At 73.4% G+C, this 22,138-nt stretch carries 21 protein-coding genes; 13 read left to right on the top strand and 8 right to left on the bottom strand.

What is annotated here, in order from left to right; translation table 11 throughout:
• Positions 1-174 precede the first annotated feature (174 nt).
• Positions 175-837 (bottom strand): SDR family NAD(P)-dependent oxidoreductase, encoded by a 663-nt coding sequence (locus OG599_RS04505; RefSeq protein ID WP_327174637.1) that lies wholly within the window; start codon positions 835-837, stop codon positions 175-177.
• A 381-nt stretch (positions 838-1,218) separates the two neighbouring features.
• On the opposite strand from OG599_RS04505, the gene OG599_RS04500 reads away from it, so the two are divergent.
• The 6 genes from OG599_RS04500 (at position 1,219) to OG599_RS04475 (ending at position 6,636) form a co-directional block, all read left to right on the top strand.
• On the top strand, positions 1,219-3,243 hold the full coding sequence (locus OG599_RS04500; RefSeq protein ID WP_327174636.1) for a CASTOR/POLLUX-related putative ion channel: 2,025 nt from the start codon (positions 1,219-1,221) through the stop codon (positions 3,241-3,243).
• Between the two features lie 32 nt (positions 3,244-3,275).
• On the top strand, positions 3,276-3,767 hold the full coding sequence (locus tag OG599_RS04495) for a DUF2975 domain-containing protein (protein ID WP_327174635.1): 492 nt from the start codon (positions 3,276-3,278) through the stop codon (positions 3,765-3,767).
• Positions 3,767-3,988, top strand: coding sequence for a helix-turn-helix domain-containing protein (locus OG599_RS04490; protein ID WP_327174634.1), 222 nt, complete (start codon positions 3,767-3,769; stop codon positions 3,986-3,988). The genes OG599_RS04495 and OG599_RS04490 overlap by 1 nt, the downstream gene beginning before the upstream one ends.
• Before the next feature lie 97 nt (positions 3,989-4,085).
• Complete coding sequence (locus tag OG599_RS04485; protein WP_327174633.1) at positions 4,086-4,784, top strand: TetR/AcrR family transcriptional regulator; 699 nt, start codon at positions 4,086-4,088, stop codon at positions 4,782-4,784.
• Positions 4,785-5,025: 241 nt separating this feature from the next.
• On the top strand, positions 5,026-5,193 hold the full coding sequence (locus tag OG599_RS04480; RefSeq protein ID WP_327174632.1) for an SCO1431 family membrane protein: 168 nt from the start codon (positions 5,026-5,028) through the stop codon (positions 5,191-5,193).
• A gap of 270 nt (positions 5,194-5,463) precedes the next feature.
• The gene (locus OG599_RS04475) at positions 5,464-6,636 is read left to right on the top strand and encodes an acyl-CoA dehydrogenase family protein (protein WP_327174631.1); all 1,173 of its coding nucleotides are present in this window, start codon (positions 5,464-5,466) and stop codon (positions 6,634-6,636) included.
• 500 nt (positions 6,637-7,136) lie between these two features.
• Here OG599_RS04475 and OG599_RS04470 read toward each other — a convergent pair whose 3' ends face one another.
• Positions 7,137-7,532 (bottom strand): hypothetical protein, encoded by a 396-nt coding sequence (locus OG599_RS04470; RefSeq protein ID WP_327174630.1) that lies wholly within the window; start codon positions 7,530-7,532, stop codon positions 7,137-7,139.
• Between the two features lie 377 nt (positions 7,533-7,909).
• Here OG599_RS04470 and OG599_RS04465 point away from each other — a divergent pair, with 377 nt between their 5' ends.
• The 4 genes from OG599_RS04465 to fxsA all read left to right on the top strand — a co-directional run bounded on the left by OG599_RS04465 (position 7,910) and on the right by fxsA (position 12,350).
• Positions 7,910-8,350, top strand: a complete 441-nt coding sequence (locus tag OG599_RS04465; protein WP_327174629.1) for an Lrp/AsnC family transcriptional regulator — start codon at positions 7,910-7,912, stop codon at positions 8,348-8,350.
• A gap of 103 nt (positions 8,351-8,453) precedes the next feature.
• On the top strand, positions 8,454-10,100 hold the full coding sequence (locus OG599_RS04460; protein WP_327174628.1) for an amidohydrolase: 1,647 nt from the start codon (positions 8,454-8,456) through the stop codon (positions 10,098-10,100).
• A 596-nt stretch (positions 10,101-10,696) separates the two neighbouring features.
• The gene (locus OG599_RS04455; protein ID WP_327174627.1) at positions 10,697-11,611 is read left to right on the top strand and encodes a polyprenol monophosphomannose synthase; all 915 of its coding nucleotides are present in this window, start codon (positions 10,697-10,699) and stop codon (positions 11,609-11,611) included.
• Positions 11,612-11,765: 154 nt separating this feature from the next.
• Positions 11,766-12,350, top strand: a complete 585-nt coding sequence (fxsA, locus tag OG599_RS04450) for an FxsA family membrane protein (protein WP_327174626.1) — start codon at positions 11,766-11,768, stop codon at positions 12,348-12,350.
• 115 nt (positions 12,351-12,465) lie between these two features.
• On the opposite strand, the gene OG599_RS04445 is transcribed toward fxsA, so the two are convergent.
• The 4 genes from OG599_RS04445 to yczE form a co-directional block, all read right to left on the bottom strand.
• On the bottom strand, positions 12,466-12,840 hold the full coding sequence (locus tag OG599_RS04445) for an RNA polymerase-binding protein RbpA (RefSeq protein ID WP_007262928.1): 375 nt from the start codon (positions 12,838-12,840) through the stop codon (positions 12,466-12,468).
• Between the two features lie 265 nt (positions 12,841-13,105).
• Positions 13,106-14,488 (bottom strand): MFS transporter, encoded by a 1,383-nt coding sequence (locus tag OG599_RS04440; protein ID WP_327174625.1) that lies wholly within the window; start codon positions 14,486-14,488, stop codon positions 13,106-13,108.
• Positions 14,489-14,537: 49 nt separating this feature from the next.
• Positions 14,538-15,302, bottom strand: coding sequence for a glycerophosphodiester phosphodiesterase (locus OG599_RS04435; protein WP_327174624.1), 765 nt, complete (start codon positions 15,300-15,302; stop codon positions 14,538-14,540).
• Positions 15,299-15,967: a membrane protein YczE gene (gene yczE, locus OG599_RS04430; protein ID WP_327174623.1), complete on the bottom strand. Its 669-nt coding sequence runs from the start codon at positions 15,965-15,967 to the stop codon at positions 15,299-15,301. Before yczE ends, OG599_RS04435 begins: the two co-directional genes overlap by 4 nt.
• A 100-nt stretch (positions 15,968-16,067) precedes the next feature.
• Here yczE and OG599_RS04425 point away from each other — a divergent pair, with 100 nt between their 5' ends.
• Positions 16,068-17,567, top strand: a complete 1,500-nt coding sequence (locus OG599_RS04425) for an SCO1417 family MocR-like transcription factor (protein ID WP_327174622.1) — start codon at positions 16,068-16,070, stop codon at positions 17,565-17,567.
• Between the two features lie 109 nt (positions 17,568-17,676).
• Here OG599_RS04425 and OG599_RS04420 read toward each other — a convergent pair whose 3' ends face one another.
• Together OG599_RS04420 and OG599_RS04415 are read right to left on the bottom strand one after the other, a co-directional pair.
• The gene (locus tag OG599_RS04420; protein ID WP_327174621.1) at positions 17,677-19,281 is read right to left on the bottom strand and encodes a hypothetical protein; all 1,605 of its coding nucleotides are present in this window, start codon (positions 19,279-19,281) and stop codon (positions 17,677-17,679) included.
• Between the two features lie 41 nt (positions 19,282-19,322).
• A complete protein-coding gene (locus tag OG599_RS04415) occupies positions 19,323-19,517 on the bottom strand; it encodes a hypothetical protein (protein WP_073722514.1) in 195 nt (64 codons plus the stop codon).
• 381 nt (positions 19,518-19,898) lie between these two features.
• Between OG599_RS04415 and OG599_RS04410 the strand changes: the two genes are divergently transcribed.
• A complete protein-coding gene (locus tag OG599_RS04410; protein ID WP_327174620.1) occupies positions 19,899-20,291 on the top strand; it encodes an ankyrin repeat domain-containing protein in 393 nt (130 codons plus the stop codon).
• Positions 20,292-20,606: 315 nt separating this feature from the next.
• A complete protein-coding gene (locus OG599_RS04405; protein WP_327174619.1) occupies positions 20,607-22,025 on the top strand; it encodes a HEAT repeat domain-containing protein in 1,419 nt (472 codons plus the stop codon).
• Positions 22,026-22,138 lie beyond the last annotated feature (113 nt).

Here is a 22,138-nt window from a genome sequence, read left to right as displayed (position 1 = left end):
CACGGTGAACGGGCCGGGCACGCGCGGGTGACGCACCGAGGCGGGCGGATGCCACGGCATCCGCCCGCCGTCGGCGTACCCGGGACGCCCAGGCGCGCGCCAACTCGCCTTGGGGGCCTGCCTTGTACACGGCGCTGCCCTGTCCGGCCCGCACGCGCCCGGGGCCGACTCCCGTCAGACGGCGGGCCGTACGCCGTGCACGACCTCGTGCTGCCAGCGTTCGCGCGGCTGGAGGTGCAGCCGCCAGTAGTGCTCGGCGATGTCGTCGGGGTCGTGGTCCGTACCGGGTGCGACCCGGTCGGGTACGGTCACCGACGCCACGTGGACTCCGGCGTCCCCGTAGGCCCCGTGCAGCAGCTCGACGAGGTTGCGTACCCCGAGCTTGCCGAGCGACAGGCTGATGTGGGTGGGCTTGGCGCGGGGCATGCCGCCGGTGACGAGGATGGTCCCGCCACCCCGGGCGGCCATGCCGGGCGCCAGGTGCGCGGCGGCGGTCAGCGCGCCCACGACATTCACCGCCCAGGCGTCGAGCTGGCCTCGGGCGTCGAGTTCGCCCGGCGCGTCCTGACGGATCAACGCCGCGTTGTACACGAGGAGTCCGGCCGGTCCGTTCTCGGCGGCGGCCGTGTCCAGCGCGGCCCGTAACGCGGCCTCGTCCGTGCTGTCCGCGGTCAGCCCCAGCGCCTTCCGGCCGTTCCGTTCGAGCCGGTCGGTGGTGGCCCGTACGGTTTCGCGGCTCCGCGCGACCACCGTCACGGACATCCCCTCGCGGGCCAGCCGATCGGCCACCGAAGCCCCGATTCCGGGCCCCGCTCCGATCACCACTGCTGCCGACATCTCTGTTTCTTCCCTTCGTCCGTCCGGCGGCCGTTCCCGGACGCCGGTACGTCCGGAACGAACGCCCGCCGCTGCTCCGCCATTCCCGGTGGAAGGCCCTCCGGGCGTGCCGCCCGCCCGCGAACTCCCCTGATCCGTGGTCACGTTGCTGCCGAAGGGGCGCGCCGGTGCGGGGTGCTGGGCACCGGCCGCGGTCTCCGATACGGCTCCGTGGCCCGGGTCGCCGCCCCGCCGACCCGAAGTCCCGCTCGAAAGGGTGAACCTGACCCCGAACGCGGCGTGTCCCGACATCGCAGGCACCACGGTACGGAAGGGGCGGGTGGTGCCGTCACCCCCGCGCCGGGCGCGGGCAGCGCGGGAGCGGGCGTGAGGGGAGTGACCGTGGAACCAGTCAAGGGGAGGCCACCGGCACCGCTGAGGGACCGGGCGCGCTACCGGTTCGACCGGACACTGGCGCGTTCCACCGGCACCCTGATGGGCTGGCTGGTCCTCATCTGCCTGGCCGTCGTGGTCCCGGTGAGCGCCGTCCTGGTGTGGAGCGACCCGGCCGCGCCCCGGTCGCTGGCGGACCGGCTGACCGCGGTGTGGCGGACCAGTGCGGAGACGCTCCGCCTGGGCTCGGCCACCGGCGCCCCGCTCCGGCTGGCCCTGTCGGCCCTGCTCGGGCTGGTCGCCCTGCTCGGCGTGTCGACCCTGGTCGGGGTGGTCACCACCGGCCTCGCCGACCGCATGGCGGAGCTGAGCCGGGGCCGGTCGCGGGTCCTGGAGGACGGGCACGTCGTCGTGCTCGGCTGGTCGGACCAGGCGACCACCGTGGTGGGCGAGCTGGTGGCGGCCCAGGCGCCGCGCCGGCCCCGGGCCGTCGTCCTGCTCGCCGACCGGGACAAGGCCGAGATGGAACGCGCCCTCGCCGCCCACCTCCCACCGTCCGCCCGCGGGCGGATCATCTGCCGCAGCGGCCCCGCGAGCGATCCCGACGTGCTCGCGCTCGTCAGCCCGCACACCGCGAGCACCGTACTGGTGCTGCCCTCGGGGAAACCGGCGGCGGACGCGGAGGTGCTGCGGGTGCTGCTGTCGCTGCGCGCCGTGCTCGGCGAGGGCACCGACGGACCGCCGGTGCTCGCCGCGGTGCGCGACGACCGGTACCGCGCCCCCGCCCGGCTGGCCGCAGGCCCGCGCGGCACGGTCCTGGAGACCGACACCGTCACCGCCCGGCTGATCGCCCAGTGCGTCGGCAGGCCCGGCCTCTCCCTCGTACTCCGCGACCTCCTCGACTTCGCGGGCGACGAGTTCCACCTCGCCGACGCCACCGCGTTCCACGGGGACACCTTCGGCACGGCCCTGCTGGGCCATCCGTACTCCTGCGTGGTCGGCCTGCTCACACCCGACGGCCGCACGCTGCTCAACCCGCCGGCCGGCACCCCGGTCGAGCCGGGCAGCCGCCTGATCGTGCTCGCCCTCGACGACGACAGCACGCGGGTGGAGGACTGCCGGCATCTGGTCGATCCCGCCGCGACCGCCACGGACGACCCCCCGCCCGACGATCCGACCCGTCTGCTGGTGCTCGGCTGGAACCGGCGCGCCCCGCTCGTCGTCGGCCAGCTGCGGGACACGGCCCGCCCCGGCTCCGTCCTGGACGTGATCACCGACAGCACCGTCCCCGCACCGAGGGAGCCCGGGAGCGGAACACCGACGACACCCCCGTCCGTGAACGGCACACCCGAAGGCGCGACCGTGCGGTTCCGGTCGGCGGCGCTGTCACGGCCCGAGGCCCTGCTCGGGCTCGACCTCACCCCGTACGACGGACTGGTCGTCCTCGGACCCGATCCGGGCGAGGGTCCCGACCGGCCCGACGACTGGACCCTCGTCACCCTGCTGGCCCTGCGGCTGCTGGAGGAGCGCGCCGGACGTCAGCTGCGCGTCGTCACCGAACTCACCGACGACCGCAACCGCCCGCTGGCTCCCGTCAACCACGGCTCCGACGTCATCGTCAGCGGCAAACTGACCGGACTTCTGATGGCCCAGATCACCCAGAACCGGCATCTGGCCCCGGTCTTCGACGAACTGTTCTCCGGCGACGGCGCGAACGTCCTGCTGCGCCCCGCCAGTACGTACGTCCGTACGGGCGCCGAGGCCACCTTCGCCACCGTCGTCGCAGCCGCCCGCGACCGGGGCGACTGCGCGATCGGCTACCGCTGCCACGACCGCTCCGCCCCCGGTACGGACCACGGCGTCCGGCTCAATCCGCCCAAGGGGGAGCGGCGCGTGTGGAGCGCCGGGGACCAGGTGGTCGTGGTGGGGACGCCCCCGGGGAACACCGCCGCCCGGTCCGTACCGCCGGGTCACGAGAAGGACGGTGAGGAGGTCCGGGACGGAACTCTTGCTCCATCTATCGAAACTCGATAGATTCCCATCGTAAGTCGATGGGAGGACGGGGTATGGGAAAGCTGACCGTGGCCGCGCTGCGCGTCGTGCTGGTGGTGGTGCTCGCCGGCACCGTGTTCGTTCAGGCCGGGATGGTGTGGGTGCTGCTCAGCGGGAACGATCCGGAGGACGGGTCGCTCCCGCTGACACCCCTGCGTGTGATCACGATCCTGGGCATGGTGTCGGTCCAGGTCGTCGTGGTCTGCGTATGGAGGCTGGTGTCGATGGTGCGACGCGGAACCGTGTTCTCCCATGCCGCCTTCCGCCATGTGGACATCGTGATCGGCGCGATCGTCGCGGCCGCCCTCCTGTGGTTCGCCGTCACGGCCCTCAACGCGCCGGGTCAGCGGGACGACCCGGGCGTCACCGTCATCATGGGCGGGGTCGGCGTGGCGGTCCTGGGCATCGCGCTCATCGTTCTCGTGCTGCGGATGCTGCTCGCCCAGGCCGTCGCGCGTGACGTCGAAGCGGTGCGGATGCAGGCCGAGTTGGACGAGGTCATCTGATGCCGATCGTCGTCGACATCGACATCATGCTGGCCAGGCGGAAGATGTCCGTGGGCGACCTCGCGAACCGCGTGGGGATCACCCCCGCCAATCTGGCGGTACTCAAGAACGGCCGCGCCAAGGCGGTGCGCTTCGCGACGCTCGCCGCGCTCTGCGAGGCGCTCCAGTGCCAGCCGGGCGACCTGCTGCGCTGGGAGGCCGAGGACGCCGCCGGCGAGTGAACCGCCCCCGTCGACGCGTCACCATCGATCCTGTCCGGCCTTGATCCCCCGGACACCACACGGCGAACAACGCTGGTCGCGGCAGTAGACTCGCCGGGTGGACCGGTCGATGGGGTTGCGGGAGCGCAAGAAGCAGCGGACGCGGGAGACCATTTCCGAGGTCGCGATCGCACTCTTCCTGGAGCACGGATTCGACCAGGTCTCCGTCGCCGACATCGCCGCCGCCGCAGAGGTCTCCAAGCCGACGCTCTTCCGGTACTTCCCCACCAAGGAGGACCTGGTCGTCCAGCGGTTCGCCGACCACCAGGACGAGGCCGCCGAGGTGGTGCGGAACCGTCCGGCCGGAGTGAGCCCGCTCGACGCCCTGCACCGGCACTTCGTGGAGGGGCTGGAAGCCGGCGACCCCGTCACGGGACTCAGCGACCACGAGGCCGTCCTCGCCTTCCACCGCCTCCTCCACTCCACCCCCGGCCTCGTGGCGCGTTCCGCCCAGTACCTCGCCCTCGCCGAGGAGGAGCTGGCCCGCGCGCTCGCCGAAACCCTCGGCGAGGAATCCCGGGAGGTCACGCCCCGAGTGCTGGCCGGCCAACTGGTCGCCACCCAGCGCATCCTGGCCATGGCGAACTGGCAGCGGATCGTCGACGGCAGGTCGGCGAAGGACGTCCGCCCCGAAGCCCTCGCCGACGCCGACCACGCCTTCTCCCTGCTGAGCCGAGGACTCGCCACCCTCGGTCCGGCACGGGACGCCGCGCACGGAGCGCCGCCCGATCGCGGCGACGCGCCCACCACCGGCTGACGCTCCGGCGCCCGGCCGACCCTCCGCACACCCCCTGTGCCCCGTGTGGCGTCCGGCACAGCCGACGACCCGCACCGGGAGCCCCGGCGCGCCCCGCCCCTTGTGCCCGCTGGTCCGTCCGTCCCCGGAGGCCGGGGCGCGCGGGAGCACGGTGACGGGGATCTCGTTCCGCCGGGGGCCGTCTCTGGGGCACTGTGGTGCGGTCGGGGGACTCCACTGCCGTACGACCGAGCGAGATGCCATGACCGCGACCACCGCAGCCGCCGAACAGCTCCACCTCTCCCGCCGCGCGCGTCGCGCCCGTACCGGCGGTCCGGGGGAGAGGGGCCCGAAGGTTCTGGAACACGTCCTCGGCTGGACCCTCGTCGTCGTCCTCGCCCTCCTCGTCACCCGGGCCGGACTCATGTGACACGCGCGGTCGGCCGACCGTGACGCGCACGGGCCGGCGGACGGCCTCCCCCGACGGATGATCACGGTCTCCGCGACCCCGTGACGGCGGCGCCCCGATCGGGCATACTCGACGCGCCACAGCCGCTGACCGGCATCTTCCGCGATCCGGAAGGGCAGGATCGGTTGGGCACGCACCGCTTGTGCCGGGCCCCGCCCGGACCACTCGGCGACGCGGCTCCCCACCCCGGGCCCGTCCGCCGTCACGCCCGACAGGGAGGAGAGCGCCGTCATGCCCGACCGAGCCCCGCAGCAGGTGGAACGCCGTCTGCCCACCGAGGAATCCCGGCAACTGCTCACGCTGGTCCGCGACATCGTCGCACGCGAGATCGCGCCCAAGGCGGCCGACGAGGAGGAGGCGGGCCACTTCCCGCGCGAGCTCTTCTCCCTCCTGTCCGCATCGGGCCTGCTGGGTCTGGCGTACGACTCCGCCTTCGGCGGCGGCGACCAGCCGTACGAGGTCTACCTCCAGGTCCTGGAGGAACTGGCCGCCGCCCGGCTGACCGTGGGACTCGGCGTCAGCGTCCACTCCCTCGCCTGCCACGCGCTCGCCGGGTTCGGCACCGAGGAGCAGAAGAAGGCGCACCTGCCCGCGATGCTCTCCGGCGGACTCCTGGGCGCCTACTGCCTCTCCGAGCCCGCGTCCGGCTCCGACGCCGCCTCGCTGCACACCAGAGCGGTGAAGGACGGCGACGACTGGGTCCTCACCGGCACCAAGGCGTGGATCACCCACGGCGGCATCGCCGACTTCTGCACGGTGCTGGCCCGCACCGGCGTCGACGGCCCCCGGGGCATCACCGCCTTCCTGGTCCCCGGCGACGCCGAAGGGCTGAACGCGGCGGCCCCCGAGCGGAAGATGGGCATGAAGGGATCGCCCACCGCCCAGCTCAACTTCGACGGCGTACGGGTTCCGGACGCCCGCCGGATCGGCGAGGAGGGCCAGGGCTTCGCCATCGCGCTCTCCGCGCTCGACTCCGGCCGCCTGGGCATCGCCGCCTGCGCGATCGGCGTCGCCCAGGCCGCGCTGGACGAGGCCGTCGCGTACGCCACGGACCGGCGGCAGTTCGGACGCCCCATCGCCGACTTCCAGGGGCTGCGCTTCCTGCTCGCCGACATGGCCACCCAGATCGAGGCCGGCCGGGCGCTCTACCTGGAGGCCGCCCGGCTCCGCGACGCCGGACAGCCCTTCTCCCGGCAGGCCGCCATGGCGAAGCTGTTCTGCACGGACGCGGCCATGCGCGTCACCATCGACGCCGTGCAGGTGCTGGGCGGCTACGGCTACACCCGCGACTTCCCCGTCGAACGACTGATGCGGGAGGCCAAGGTGCTCCAGATCGTGGAGGGCACCAACCAGATCCAGCGGATGGTCATCGCCCGCCACCTCGCCGGCCCCGAATCGCACTGATCCGCTGGGGCAGCCCCGACCACACCGGCGTGGTCACGATCCGGGTCCACTCCTGGTCGTGACCGCCCGGCAGGGTGCGCCCGGAACCCTCCCAGTCGCGGAGCAGCGCGACGTAGATGGGCGGATCGGAGGGCGGCGCGGCGGGCGGGGGCTGGACGGCGGGCGTGGTCCGGACATCGGGCGGTAAGACCCCGCGGCGCGTTCCCGCCGGGGGAGCGCCCGCGCCGGAGCGGGCCGCGGCGACGCGGGGTTCCGGCTTCGGGCGGAGCGGTGCCGTGGGCCGGGGAACCGATTCTTCGGATGGCGGTGCGACGAGACGGCGACGACCGGAGCCCGCCGCGGTGTCCGGGATGGTCATACCGGACCAACGCCCGGGCCGTCGCCGGGTCACTGTACGAAAGGTGCGCGCGGGTGTTCGATCCGATGCGTGGACCGGTACCCGCACCACGTCGGCGGCGCCGTCGCGGTGCGCGGGGTACGGGCTCGGCGGACTCGGGAACTCAGGCGGCGCGGCGCATCTGCGGCACCCGCATCGGGCGCGATCCGGCACCCCCGGCGTGCGAGAACGGCTGCATGCGCCAGTCGAGCCCCTGGGGGAGCGTCAGCAGCAGCGCGGTCTCCTGCTCCTGCACCTCCAGCGTCTCGTCGGCGGGCTCGGCCTCCGCGGCGTCGCGGCCCGTGCCGGCGCAGACGGTGAGCACGAACGGGTTCCAGGGGGTCGGGCAGAGAGCGTGCTCGGGGAACACGTCCTCGTCGGCCAGGAGCGCGATCGGCTGCGCGCAGTCCGGGCAGAAGACCCGGTACATCTCAAAGGTGTCGTACGCGTCGGACACGCTGTCCTCGTCCGTATCGACGGGCTCCGGTTCGCTGTGACCGGTGAGCTTCAGGCTCTGCATGGGAAGTCCCCCCTCAGTGGGCCGGTGAGGCACTGTGGCCTCGACCACAGCAAGCACTTCCCTCCGTGACTCCGTCATAACCGCCACCGGGGTCGACAACAGGCGGTAAACATGTGGCCTTGGTCACACGGGGTCCGCAAGGGGCCTTCCGGCCTTCTCCGGGTCGCCCCCCGGGCGGCCTGACGGGCGCCCGCGAAGTCGCGCCGGGCCCGCGAAACCGGGTGCGCCCTAGGGGTGTTTCATCGCAAATGTCCGGTGATGTCCGGTACGGGAACGATCCTCCGTCCCACCTCCGTACGTACCGGGCACCTCGCGCAGAGTCCGCCGGGCGTGTCGCGGGACTTTGCGGACAGCAGCCTGGGCAATAGGTTGACCGCATGGAGGAGCTGGACCGTCAGATCGTGGAGTTGCTCGTCAAGGACGGGCGGATGAGCTACACCGACCTGGGCAAGGCCACGGGCCTGTCCACATCGGCCGTTCATCAGCGTGTCCGCAGGCTGGAGCAGCGCGGGGTGATCCGGGGTTATGCCGCGGTCGTCGACCCCGAGGCTGTCGGCCTGCCCCTCACCGCGTTCATCTCGGTGAAACCGTTCGACCCCAGCGCTCCGGACGACATCGCCGAGCGGCTCACCGGCGTGCCCGAACTGGAGGCCTGCCACAGCGTCGCCGGGGACGAGAACTACATCCTCAAGGTGCGGGTGGCCACGCCCCTGGAGCTGGAGCACCTGCTGACCCGCATCCGCTCGCTGGCCGGGGTCTCCACCCGGACCACCGTGGTCCTGTCCACCCCGTACGAGGCCCGGCCCCCGCGCATCTGACCGGTCGGCGCGGGGCGTACGCCGGTCCGTGCCGGCTCCTCGGACCCGCCGTTCCGGGAGGGGCGCGGACGGATGCCGAGGGGGAACGCGGGAGACTGGTCCCATGACCCAGAGCACCGCCCCGCGAAGCGCCCCCGAACACCGCACCGTGCTGCTGCGCGGTGGAGACGTCCACAGCCCCGCCGACCCGTTCGCCACCGCGATGGTCGTCGAACGAGGGCATGTCGCCTGGGTGGGCTCCGAGGGGGCCGCCGACGCGTTCGCGGGCGCGGCCGACGAGGTCGTCGACCTCGAAGGCGCCCTGGTCACCCCCGCCTTCACCGACGCCCACGTGCACACCACCTCCACCGGCCTCGCACTCACCGGGCTCGACCTGTCGGGCGCCCGCGGCCTCGTCGAGGCGCTGGACCTCGTCCGCGCCTTCGCCGACGGCAGGCCCGCCGACGCGGTCCTGCTCGGCCACGGCTGGGACGCCGCGCGCTGGCCCGAGCGGCAGCCCCCGTCACGCCGTGAGCTGGACGAGGCGGCCGGCGGCAGGGCCCTCTACCTAACCCGCATCGACGTGCACTCCGCGGTCGTCACCACGGCCCTCCTGGACCGCGTCCCGGGGGTCACGGCCATGTCCGGCTACCGCGCCGACGGCCCGCTCACCGGCGACGCCCACCACGCGGTACGCGCCGCCGCGCACGCCTCCGTCACCGTGCGGCAGCGCGCCGACGCCCAGCGCGCCGCCCTGCGCCACGCCGCCTCACTCGGCATCGGTACGGTCCACGAATGCGGCGGCCCCGACATCTCCGACGAGGACGACTTCACCTCGCTGCTGGCCCTCGCCGGCGCCGAGCCCGGCCCCCGGGTCCTCGGGCTCTGGGCCGAGCAGGTCGAGGACGAGAAGGGCGCCGCGCGCATCCGTGAACTCGGGGCCCTCGGCGCGGCCGGCGACCTCTTCGCGGACGGTTCGCTGGGCTCGCACACCGCCTGCCTGCACGAGGCGTACGCCGACGCCCCGCACACCGGCTCCGCCCACCTGGACGCAGCACGCATCGCCACCCACGTGGCGGTCTGCACCGAAGCGGGGCTCCAGGCCGGATTCCACGCCATCGGCGACGCCGCGATCACCGCCGTCGTGGAGGGCATCCGCGCCGCCGCCGAGCGGGTCGGCCTGGCCCGCGTCCGGGCCGCGCGCCACCGCGTCGAGCACGCGGAGATGCTCACCCCCAAGACGATCGCCGCCTTCGCCGAACTCGGCCTGACCGCCTCCGTGCAGCCCGCCTTCGACGCGGCCTGGGGCGGCGAGGACGGCATGTACGCCCGGCGCCTGGGCGCCGAGCGCGCGGCCGGCCTCAACCCCTACGCGGCCCTGCTGCGCGCGGGCGTGCCGCTCGCCTTCGGCTCGGACAGCCCGGTCACCCCGCTCGACCCGTGGGGCACCGTGCGAGCCGCGGCCTTCCACCGGAACCCGGAACACCGGATCTCCGTACGCGCCGGATTCACCGCCCACACCCGGGGCGGCTGGCGCGCCGCGGGCCGTGACGACGCGGGAATCCTGGTGCCCGGGGCTCCGGCCGACTACGCGATCTGGCGTACCTCGGAACTGGTCGTCCAGGCGCCCGACGACCGGGTCGCCCGGTGGTCGACCGACCCCCGCTCCGGTACCCCTGGCCTGCCCGATCTCTCTCCGGATGCCGATCTCCCGGTCTGCCTGAGCACCGTCGTGGGCGGACAGACTGTCTACGTACGACCGAACGAGTGATGAGACGATCTTCCGTACCGCCGATCGATGGGGGGAGCGGTCGCACGCGACCTGCGGATCTTCGCCGCTGACCAGGCAATATGAGGCAAGACCGCAGGTCAGACCGTTGTTGACAGAAAGCGGTCACCGGCCGGTAGGTTCGGCCGGGTCCACCACAGGACGTCCACCGGTCGAACCTCCATGCAGTCGTCGAACGCCGCTGGGTCACGGGGTGGTGAGCCGCACCGGCCCACCATCACTGACAGCCAGGTTCAGCGCCCGCGCCTCGGGGGCGAGGGAAGGTTTCGCCGGTCGGCGGGTGCGACCCGGGTGGGGCCCGGACGTCCAGTAGACAACGGCTTTCGGTCGACCCGCAGCCAGCGGGCGCCAGGTCGGCCCGAAGGGCGCCGGGCCCCGATCCGCAGGACCCCCGTCGGTGTGCGGACCGGTACTTCGCCCGCCGTTCACCGGAAAGCCACCGGGGTCCGGTGCTGATCTGTCCTCACTTCCGCTGGTCTGTCCCGCGCCCCGGGTGCCGCCGTGCGCCCGGGGCGTACGACGGGTCCCGGACGGTCGATATGGTGTGCATCTGCGTACGGACCTTTAAGGGGCAGTTAGTGAACGACGGCGGTCAGCGGCGGTACGACCCGCTCGGCAGAGTCCTGGTGATCATCCCGACCTACAACGAGGCCGAGAACATCAAGCCGATCGTCGACCGGGTGCGTTCCGCCGTCCCGGAGGCCGACATCCTGGTCGCCGACGACAACAGCCCCGACGGCACCGGCAAGATCGTCGACGAGATCGCGGCCGAGGACGGCCATGTGCACGTGCTGCACCGCAAGGGCAAGGAAGGGCTGGGCGCCGCCTATCTGGCCGGATTCGGCTGGGGCGCCGAGCACGGCTACGGCGTCCTCGTCGAGATGGACGCGGACGGCTCCCACCAGCCCGAGGAACTGCCCCGCCTGCTCACCGCCCTCAAGGGCGCCGACCTCGTCCTCGGCTCGCGCTGGGTGCCGGGCGGCCGGGTGGTGAACTGGCCCAAGAGCCGGGAGATGATCTCCCGTGGCGGCAGCTTCTACTCGCGGCTCGCGCTCGGCCTCGACGTACGCGACGTGACCGGCGGCTATCGGGCGTTCCGTACCGAAACCCTCGAAGGGCTCGGCCTGGACGAGGTCGCCTCCCAGGGGTACTGCTTCCAGGTCGATCTGGCCCGCCGCGCGGTGGAGGCCGGATTCCACGTGGTGGAGGTGCCGATCACCTTCGTGGACCGGGAGGTCGGCGACTCCAAGATGAGCCGCGACATCCTGGTCGAGGCGCTGTTCCGGGTCACCGGCTGGGGCATCACCGCCCGGACCAACAAGGTCACCGACAAGGTGCTGGGCCGCAAGCCCGCCCGCCCGGCCGAGGCCGCACCGAACGCCGTCACCCCGGACGCCGCCGCGCCGAGCGCCACCACCCCGGACGCCGCCCCTGCCGCCGCCTCTCCGGAAGCTCCGGCCACCACCACCGCCCCGGACACCGACCCCTCCTGACGCGCGCGCCCGCCCCGGGGCGGGAACCCGGGGCGGAACGGGGCAGGCAGGAACCGGGCTGACGGGGCAGCGACCGGGGCTGAATATCCCCGCGGCCCCGGGACCGAACCCCCCGCCCGTGCCGCTCGTACCGCCGTGCAGGCACACTGGGGGCATGACGACCGGCACACCGCCCCCGAACCGTCCCCGGCGCTCGCGCGTCCGCAGATTCCTGCCGCTGTCCATCGCCGCCTGGCTGGTGCTGGAGATCTGGCTGCTGATCCTGGTGGCCGGCGCGGCCGGCGGGTTCACCGTTCTGCTGCTCCTGGTGGCGGGCTTCGTGTGCGGCGCGGCCGTGGTCAAGAAGGCGGGGCGCCGCGCCTTCTCGAACCTCACCGAGACCCTCCGGCAGGCGCCGGGACAGCCCGGCGGCGCGACGGAGCCCCCGGAGCCGCAGCCGACGGCCCGGGGCAACGGCTTCCTCATGCTGGGCGGGATCCTGCTGATGATCCCCGGCATGCTCTCGGACCTGGCCGGCCTCCTGCTCCTGGTGCCGCCCGTGCGCAAGGCCCTCAGCGGGTTCACCGAGCGGGCCCTGGAGCGCCGGATGAGCGCCGCCGCCCCGGGAAGCCTCTCCGGCGCGTTCCAGCAGGCCCGCATGCACCGCCCGGACGGGAAGGTGGTCCAGGGCGAGGTCATCCGCGAGGACGGCACGCAGCCGCCCCCGCGCGGCGGCGACGGCCCCCGGCTGACTCCTTGAGGGACCGACGAGACCGACACGCACAAAGCCGCGGGCCGTGACACAGAAGATGTGTCACGGCCCGCGGCTGTAGTGGTCGCATGCGGTGCGGCCGTCCGTTCGGTGCTTGCGCGGATCAGGCGGACTTCCTGCTGTCCCGCGGATGCACGGCGATGTTCATGGCACCGGAGCGCAGGACCGCCAGCCTCTCGGCCAGCACCTCCTCCAGCTCCTCGCGGGTGCGCCGCTCCATGAGCATGTCCCAGTGCGTACGCGCAGGCTTGCCCTTCTTCTCCTCGGGGCCATCCCCGTCCACCAGGAGTGCCATGGCGCCGCACGCCTTGCACTCCCACTCCGGCGGAATTTCCGCCTCTACCGAGAAGGGCATCTCAAATCGATGCCCGTTCTGGCATGCGTACTCCACCGCCTGGCGCGGGGCCAGATCGATGCCGCGGTCCGTCTCGTAGCTGGTAACCACGAGTCGCGTGCCGCGGAGAGCTCGCTCACTCATGAATCGTGCCTCCCGGGCTTGTCGCCCACAGGACAGGTGTCGCTGTCGTCGTCATCCGGTCAACGTCCGCTCGGCGGTAAAGATTCCCGTTGCCGGCCATGCGTCGCCCGTCTTGCCGCTGCTGTGTCAGGGTTGAATACCCACCGCTGCCCGGTTTGTCACTTTTGAGCGGATGTGTCACCCAACAGTTTGACGTCATCCACGCGCAGTAACGGTCTTTCCGGGCAGGCCAAAGGCGTACACTACCGCCCTTTTACTTCAACGTCTAAATCTGCTCCGGTACGGGATTGCCCGCGGCGGCCACGGCGGCCCGTACCGGCACCCTGGCGAGCAGCACCGAACCGACGACGAAGAACACCACCAACGAGATGATCGCCTGCCGATAGCTGCCGGTCAGCTGGTACGCCAGGCCGAAGACCAGCGGCCCCAGCCAGCTGAGTCCGCGGTCGCTCATCTCGTACGCGGAAAAGTACTCGGCTTCCTTGCCGCGCGGGACCAGATGCGAGAAAAGGGAGCGGGAGAGGGCCTGGCTCCCGCCGAGGACGAGCCCGATCGCCGCCGCCAGGACGTAGAAGAAGACCGGCGCGCCGGACGGCAGGAACCAGGCGGCGACCAGGATCAGCGTCCAGACCACCAGCGACGCCAGGATCGTGCGCTGAGCGCCGTACACCCGGGCGAGCCGCCCCATCCCGAGCGCGCCCGCCACCGCCAGGACCTGCACCAGCAGGACGGCGGTGATCAGCGTCGTCTGGTCGAGGCCGAGCTCCTCGGAGCCGAACACCGAGGCCTGGGTGATGACGGTCTGCACGCCGTCGTTGTAAATGAGGTACGCGAGCAGGAACGCGAGCGTCAGCGGGTGGCGCCGCATGTCGCGCAGGGTGTTGAGCAGCTGCCGCCAGCCCGAGCCGACGGCCCCCTCGCCGCCCGGCGCCGTCCGGCGGTCGCGCAGCCGGCGCAGCGGCACCACGGTGAAGGCGCCCCACCACAGACCGGCGGAGGCCAGACAGATGCGCACCGACTCCGACTCGGTCAGGCCGAAGGAGTCGTGCCCGGAGTAGAGGATCAGGTTGAGGACGAGGACGAACGCCCCCGAGGTGTAGCCGAACGCCCAGCCCCGCGAGGAGACCGCGTCCCGCTCGTCGGCTTCCGCGATCTGGGGCAGATAGGAGTTGTACAGCACCATCGACACCGAGATCGCCGCGTTGGCCACGATCAGCAGGAGGGCGCCCAGCAGATACCGGTGGCCGTCCAGGAAGAACATCCCGGTGGTGGCCGCCGCACCCGTGTACGCGGCTGCCGCGAGCAGCGGCTTCTTGCGGCCCGAACGGTCCGCCGCCGCACCCACGAGCGGCATGAGCACGACCGCGAGGACCACCGACGCGGAGACCGCGTACGCGAAGAGCGACCCGGCCCGCACGGGTATGCCGAGAGGATGCACGAACCCCTCGGAGTCGGAGGCCGCCTTCGCCACCGAGGTCAGATAGGGCCCGATGAAGACGGTGACCACGCTCGTGGAGTAGACCGAACACGCGAAGTCGTAGAAGTACCAGCCTCGTTGCTCCCGTTTGCGGGCGACGGCCCGCGCCGCGTCCGCCGGTCGCCCGGCCGGTTCCGTCGGCTCCGCCGTCCCTGTGGTTCCGGTGCTCAACCCGCGCCCCCTGCTCGGTCTGTTCCGTTGGTGTCCGGCCGGACCGGCGTCAGGACCAGGTCCCGCGCTCGCTCAGCACCGTACGCAGCGTTCCGATGTGATCGGTCATGATGCCATCCACGCCCAGGTCGAGAAGGGCGGTCATCTCGGCCGCCTCGTCGATCGTCCAGACATGGACCTGGAGGCCCAGCGCGTGCGCGGTGCGCACGAAACGGCGGTCGACGACCCGGATGCCGCTCTGGCTCACCGGCACCTGCGCGCACACCGCGCCCCGGCGCAGCGGCGCCGGGATCCCGAGCGAGCGCAGCCGCAGGGCCAGTACGCCCCGCACGCCGTACGACGTGGCGAGGCGGGGGCCGCCGAGCCGCTGCGCGCGGGCCACCCGGGCCTCCGAGAACGAGCCGACGCACACCCGGTCCCAGGCGTCCGTCCGGCGGATCAGCGTGAGGAGGGGTTCGAGCGAGGACTCGGCCTTCACGTCGACGTTCCAGCGGGCCCCGGGGAACTCCTCCAGCAGGTCCTCGAAGAGCGGCAGGGGCTCCCGCCCGTCCACCCGGGCCCGCCGGACCTCGCTCCACGGCAGGTCCGCTATCCGGCCCCCGGCGTCGGTGACCCGGTCCAGGGTCGGATCGTGGAAGGCGACGAGCCGGCCGTCCGCCGTGGTGTGCACATCGGTCTCGAAGTAGCGGTATCCCTCGGCCGCCGCCCGGCGGAAGGCGGCGGCGGTGTTCTCCAGCCCGCCGGCCGCGCCGCCGCGGTGGGCGAAGGGGATCGTCGACGGATGGTCGAGGTACGGGTGGCGTCCTGAGGTCACTGCGGAAGTATGGCCGCCTCCGGTGACCGCTCGGCGACGGCCCCGGTCGCTTCCGGCGGCCCGGGGGCGGCGAACAGGCGCAGGAAGAACTGGGCGAGCGGCCCGATCGCGAGCGCGTACACGACCGTCCCGATCCCGAGCGAGCCCCCGAGCGCGAACCCGGCGACCACGACCGCCACCTCGATCACCGTGCGCATCAGGCGCACCGACCGGCCGGTCACCCGGTGCAGACCGGTCATCAGCCCGTCGCGCGGTCCCGGACCGAACCGGGCCGTGATGTAGAGGCCGGTCGCCATCCCGTTCAGTACGACTCCGAGCACCATCACCGCGGTGCGGACCACCCACCCGTGCGCCTCGGGGACGATCGCCAGGGTGGCGTCCATCGTCAGGCCCAGCACGAAGACGTTGGAGACGGTGCCCAGCCCCGGGCGCTGCCGCAGCGGAATCCACAGCAGCAGCACGATCGCGCCGACCCCGATCGACACCGTCCCGATGGCGACGCCGGTGAGCTCCGAGATCCCCTGGTGCAGCACGCCCCAGGGCTCCAGCCCCAGCCCGGCGACGACCAGCAGCGCCGAACTCACGCCGTACAGGACCAGCCCGGCGTAGAGCCGCACCAGCCGACGCGGGAGAGAGGAGCGGTGTAGGACGGCGGTGGTGGACATGAGTACCCCCTGCTGTGATGGTGGTGGACTGACTCATGTCACTCTGTGGCGGGAGATTGGCCGCCAGCCATGGCCAATCCGAGGAAGGTGGACTGATTTCATGGCTCAGTGGACTTCGACCGTGGGGGCCGCCCAGCTCGCGCGCCAGCTCCAGGCCCCGCTCTCCCGCCCCAGCCTCCCCGGAACCCGGAAACCGCCCGCCTATCGCGCGCTCGCGGACGGGGTACGGCTGCTGGTCCTGGAGGGCCGGGTGCCCGTCGCCGCGCGCCTCCCCGCCGAACGCGAGCTCGCCCTCGCCCTGGCCGTCAGCCGCACCACCGTCGCCGCGGCCTACGAGGCACTGCGCGCCGAGGGCTTCCTGGAGTCCCGGCGCGGCGCGGGCAGCTGGACCGCCGTCCCCGCGGGCAACCCGCTGCCGGCCCGGGGCCTGGAACCACTGCCCCCCGAGGCGCTCGGCGCGATGATCGACCTGGGCTGCGCCTCGCTGCCGGCCCCGGAACCCTGGCTGACCCGGGCCGTCCAGGGCGCCCTGGAGGAGCTTCCGCCGTACGCCCACACCCACGGCGACTACCCCGCCGGGCTGCCCGCCCTGCGCCGGATGATCGCGGACCGGTACACCGACAACGGCATCCCCACCATGCCGGAGCAGATCATGGTGACCACCGGCGCGATGGGCGCCATCGACGCCATCTGCCATCTCTTCGCCGGGCGCGGCGAACGCATCGCCGTCGAGTCCCCGAGCTACGCCAACATCCTCCAGCTGATGCGGGAGACGGGCGCCCGGCTGGTGCCCGTCGCCATGCGGGACGGGCTCGGCGGCTGGGACATGAACCGCTGGCGCCAGGTCCTGCGCGACGCCGCCCCCCGCCTCGCCTACGTCGTCGCCGACTTCCACAACCCCACCGGCGCGCTCGCCGACGAGCAGCAGCGGCGCGGGCTGGTGGAGGCGGCGCGCTCGGCCGGCACGGTCCTGGTCGTCGACGAGACGATGCACGAACTGGTCCTCGACGAGGACGTGGAGATGCCCCGCAGGGTCTGCGCGTTCGACCCGGCGGGCAGCACGGTGATCACCGTGGGATCGGCCAGCAAGGCGTTCTGGGCCGGGATGCGGATCGGCTGGGTCCGGGCGGCGCCCGACACCATCCGCAGCCTGGTCGCCGCACGCGCCTACGCGGACATGGGGACGCCCGTCCTGGAGCAGCTCGCCATCAACTGGCTGCTGCGCACCGGCGGCTGGTCCGACGCGGTCGGCCTCCGGCGCGAACAGGCCCGGGGCAACCGGGACGCCCTGGTCGCCGCGGTGCGCCGGGAGCTGCCCGACTGGGAGTTCCAGGTGCCGCGCGGGGGCCTGACCCTCTGGGTGCGTACCGGAGGGCTCTCCGGGTCGCGCCTGGCGGTGGCCGGCGAGCGGGTCGGCGTACGGGTGCCGTCCGGTCCGCGCTTCGGGGTGGACGGGGCGTTCGAGGGGTACGTACGGCTGCCGTTCACCGTCGGCGGGCCGGTGGCGGACGAGGCGGCGGCACGGCTGGCCGCGGCGGCGGCGCTGGTCCGGGCCGGCGCGGGGGCGGGCGCCGACGCACCGCGGACCTTCGTGGCCTGAGGGCCCCGGGGCGGAACGGGCGGCGGGCGGCGCGGCGGGGGGAACGGACGACGGGCGGGCAGGGACCTGAGGAGTCCGTGCCCGCCCGTCGTACCTCTGCCGTCGCCCGTCAGCCCTCCGCGACCGCCGGCTGCGGCGCCCGGAACGCGTCCCGCTTCTCGAAGGGGTCGTCCGCCGGTGCCGCGGGTGCCTCGGCGGCCGCCTCCCCGGCGGTGCGCTCCGGGAGCAGGGCGAGCACGGCCGTACGGTCCGCCTCGCCGGCGGCCTCGTCGTACGGGTCGGGCGTGGCCGGGACCTGGAGCCTCAGCACCTCGCCCGCCCCCAGCCGGGCGTAGCCGCGTCCGGCGGGCACCCCGGGCACGGGCGTGGTGTGCGGTTCGGCGCCGAGGACGGCGGCCACCTGCTCGCGGGAGGCGGCGCCGAGGACGGCGCGGGCCCGGGTGTGGGCCAGTACGGCGTCCGAGAGGCCGTCCACCGCGTCGAACTGGTCGGCGAGCACCACGGTGACCCCGGCCGCCCGGCCGTGCCGCAGGGGCACCTGGAGAAGATCCTGCGGGTCGGGCCGCCCGTCCGCCGCAGCCAGATGCCCGAGGACGGACGGGCGGTCCAGCAGGATCCAGAGGGGCCGCCCGGTGGTCTCGGAAGCGGGGCGTCCGGCCTGGCGTTCGCGGTTGGCGTCGATGAGCCGCCGTTCCGTCTCGTGCGCCGCCCATTCGAGCGTCGCCAGCGCGCCCGCGAGTCCGCACTCGACGGCGAGGACGCCCTCGCGCCCGGCCAGGAAGCCGTACTCGCCGGTGCCGCCGCCGTCCACGACCAGCACGTCGCCGTCCCGGAGCGCCTGCAGCGCGATGGAGCGCAGCAGCGTCGTCGTACCGCTGCCGGGCGTCCCGACGGCGAGCAGATGCGGTTCCGCGGAGCGGGGGCCCGTCCGCCAGACGACGGGGGAGGCGTCGTGGTGCGCGTCGCCGTCCTGGACCGGTACGGTGCGCCCGACCGAGCCCGGGTCGGTGAAGCCGAGGACGGTCTCGCCCGGCGCGGTGACGAACCGCTGGGCGGCGATCGTGGCCGGGAGCGGGCCGAGCACGGTCATGGCGAGCTGGTTGGCCTCCTCGTCCCACACGAAGTGGTACTCGCGGCCCCGGCCGGACTTGGCGTGCACCACCTGTTCGATCCGGGTCCGGGCCTCGCTCTCGCCGTCGGTGAACCAGGCCGGGTAGGTGACCCGGAGCCGGACGAGCCGGCCGTCGCCGTCGAAGGCGTAGTCGCCGAAGGCCTGCTCCCAGTCGCCGCCGTGGGCGAAGAGCGGCGCGGGGTCGTCCGCCACCGAGAAGTACGGGACCAGCGCCTCGTACAGGGTGCGCAGCCGGGTCTCCTCCGCCTCGCCCGGGCCGCTCTTCGCGGGGGTCCGGTCGCGGCCCTTCCACGCGGCGGCGCCCATCACCGCGATCAGGGCCAGCACCGGCCCGTGCGGGACGAGCGCCACCGCGGTCAGGCAGGCCGCGACGAGGAACAGCTTGGAACCACGCCGGTCCTTGGGCGTCGCGGCCCATCTCTGCCGTCCTGCGACGGCCAGCAGCCGCAGACCACGGGTGATCGTGATCAGCGGGTGGAGGACGTCGGTGGCGCTGTCGGCGGCCGTGCGCGCGAACTCGCGACCGCGAGTGATCGAAGCGCCGCCGCTGCTCAGAATGCGGGGAAGTGGTCGCCGGGCCACGTCTGTCTCCTGGGTGGGGGGTGTGGGTTCGGTGTGGAGGGTCAGAACTTGATCCCGCCCAGCAGGCCGGCGAGGCTCGCCCCGCCCGCCGTGATGCTGGGCGCGATGGCGGTGCCGGCCAGGTAGAAGCCGAACAGGGCGCAGATCAGTGCGTGGGACGCCTTCAGCCCGTCCTTCTTGAAGAACAGGAAGACGATGATGCCGAGCAGTACCACGCCCGAGATGGAAAGGATCATGAGCGGTTCTCCTGGGTGAAGAGGGACGGTCACCATGAGTCCTTCCAGGCTCACCCGGTGTATCTATACGATAAAAGGTGCATTCGAGTGAGAAGGTGGCGTTTTCACCCGACCGGTCCAGGAAAGGTGGCCACTCGGCCGTACGCCGGGTGCGCCGGAACCCCGCCCCGGATGTGAGGAAGACCGCACCGGGAGGTGAGGGTCACGCGCCGGAGCCCCGGCCCCACCGCACCCCGGTCCCGTCCCTCCGGATGTCCCGGACCCGCGCGGTTGCGGGGCAGTACCCTGTCGGTTTACCCGCGCGGCCCCCGGCCGTACGCCCCGGCCGGGCAGCGGCGACGACAACGGCAACGACAGCGGTCAAGGAAGGCGGTCCGACCGATGAGCGAAACCCCCGACCCCGAGGTGGTCGAGCTGGCCACGAAGGTCTTCGACCTCGCCCGCCGCGGCGAGACGGACACCCTCGCCGCCTACGTGGACGCGGGCGTGCCCGCCAACCTCACCAACGACCGGGGCGACTCGCTGCTCATGCTCGCCGCTTACCACGGCCACGCGCCGGCCGTCACCGCCCTCGTCTCTCGGGGCGCCGACCCCGACCGCGCCAACGACCGGGGCCAGACCCCGCTCGCCGGAGCCGTCTTCAAGGGCGAGAGCGCCGTCATCGAGGCGCTGCTCGCAGCGGGCGCCGATCCGGCCGGAGGAACCCCCTCCGCGGTGGACACCGCGCGCATGTTCGGCAAGGCCGACCTGCTGGAACTCTTCGGTGCCCGCTGAGGCAGCCGCCCGCACGGGCGGTGCGGCCCGCGGCGACCGGTCCGTCGGAAATGTGGTCGCGGTGGCGAAATGGCTGGGTCATCATGACGTCGCGGGTCCGCTCCGGACCACCGACGAGAGGCAGAGGAAGATGCTCTACACCAGGCAGAAGACGGCGGTCGGCCGATCATGTCGCTGCGCGGTTCGACACACGGCCTAGGCGGTGTTCCTCGGACCACGGCACGGGTCGTTCCCTTCCCGGCCCTGATCCTCCGGACACCATCCAGGAACTGCACAGTCCCGGTTGCGTCGACAGCTTGATGTGAGGCTTTCTCCATGTTCGATCCATTCATAGCGCCGAGCGGCACGCTGCTCGGCCTGCTGCAGAGGGGCCGCGGCGACGGCACGCTCCACGCGCTCGCCGCACCCCGTACCGAGGCGCTCGCGGCACTCAACCACTGCGTTCTGAGCGATCCCCGCCACGACTGGCAGGTCGAGAACCGCTCCCTGTACTACGCCCGGCTCTACATCGACCTCGACGGCGGTCTGGAGGAGATCGAGCGCCACCTCGCCGATCCCGAGGACCACCTCGACACCGACGACTCGCGTACCGGCCTGGCCCTCGCGGTCCTCGGCCACCTCGCCTCGTACGGACGCGGCGACGCCCTGGCGCTGCTGCGGACCTACGCCGCCACCGGCGCCAACTGGGCCTGGGCGCTCGACGAGCTCGCCCTGCGCGACGACGACGCCGGCCTGCGCTCCCTCGCGCTGCCCGTCCTCGCCCGGTTCGCCGACACCCCCGAAGGAGCCGCCGAGCTCGCCGCCGTCGTACGCGACGCCTTCGAACCGCGCCCCTGGCGGCTCTGGGCCGACGACCCGCGCGCGGCCGTCGGCGCCCGCATCCGCACCGCCACCGAACGCGGCTCCTTCGACCGCTGGCAACGCCAGATGTCACCCGGCGGCCCCCGCCCCGGATGGAGCGTCCAGGCCGTCCTGGACTGGGCCCAGCAGGCCCTGGAACGCGGCAAGGCCCTGCACGTGCCCGCCGCCCGCTGCCTCGCCGCCGTCGCGGGCGCCGAGGACCGGCCCGCGATCGTGGACGCGGCCCGCAGCGGACCCGAGGGCGCCCGCTGCGCCGCCCTGCACTACCTCGCCGAGGCCGAGGACCCCGCCGTGCTCGACCTGATCGACGCGGCCGCCGCCGACCCCTCGCGCACGGTCGCCGAGGCCGCCGTCGCCGCCTTCGAGCGGATGCCCGGCATCGCCGCCGTCGAACGGGCCCGCCGCTGGGCGCACCGGCCCGACGCGCTGGGCGCCTCGGCCGCCGGCACCCTCGCCCGCCGCGGCACCCCCGCCGACGCCCCCCTCGTCCTCGGCGCGCTGCGCGAGGCCGTGCGCGCGCACCGGCCCGACACCCTGCGGCTCGGGCCGCTGGTGGACGGAGCGGGCCGCCTCGGCATCGCCTGCGCCGCCCCCGTCCTGCGCCACGTCTACCGGGAGACCTCCTCCTCGCACCTGCGGGGCCGCGCCGCCCGCGCGCTCGCCGCCACCGACCCGTCCTTCGCGACCGGCTTCGCCGTCGAGTGCCTGTGGGACTGCGAGGAGACCACCCGCGAGATCGCCGCGCTGCACGCGGAGACCGGGGACGTACGCGTCGCCGAGCGGCTGCGGCGGCTCGCCGCCGACCCCGCCGAGGAGGCCGAGGTGCAGACCGCGGTGCGCAGCCGCATCGAACCCGAGGCGACCGGGGTCTGACCCGGCCGGTACGCGCGAAGCGCCCCCGGGGACCGTGACACCCCCGGGGCGCGCGGCGGCAGCCGTCGCCGGCCCGCCGGGCGCCGGTACGTGCGCCGTGCACGGGTGCGAAC

Origin of the sequence: Streptomyces sp. NBC_01335 (genome assembly GCF_035953295.1) — a bacterium.
Lineage (GTDB): Bacteria > Actinomycetota > Actinomycetes > Streptomycetales > Streptomycetaceae > Streptomyces.
Note: the sequence above shows the minus strand (reverse complement) of the source record. Positions and strands in the feature narration are given on the sequence as shown.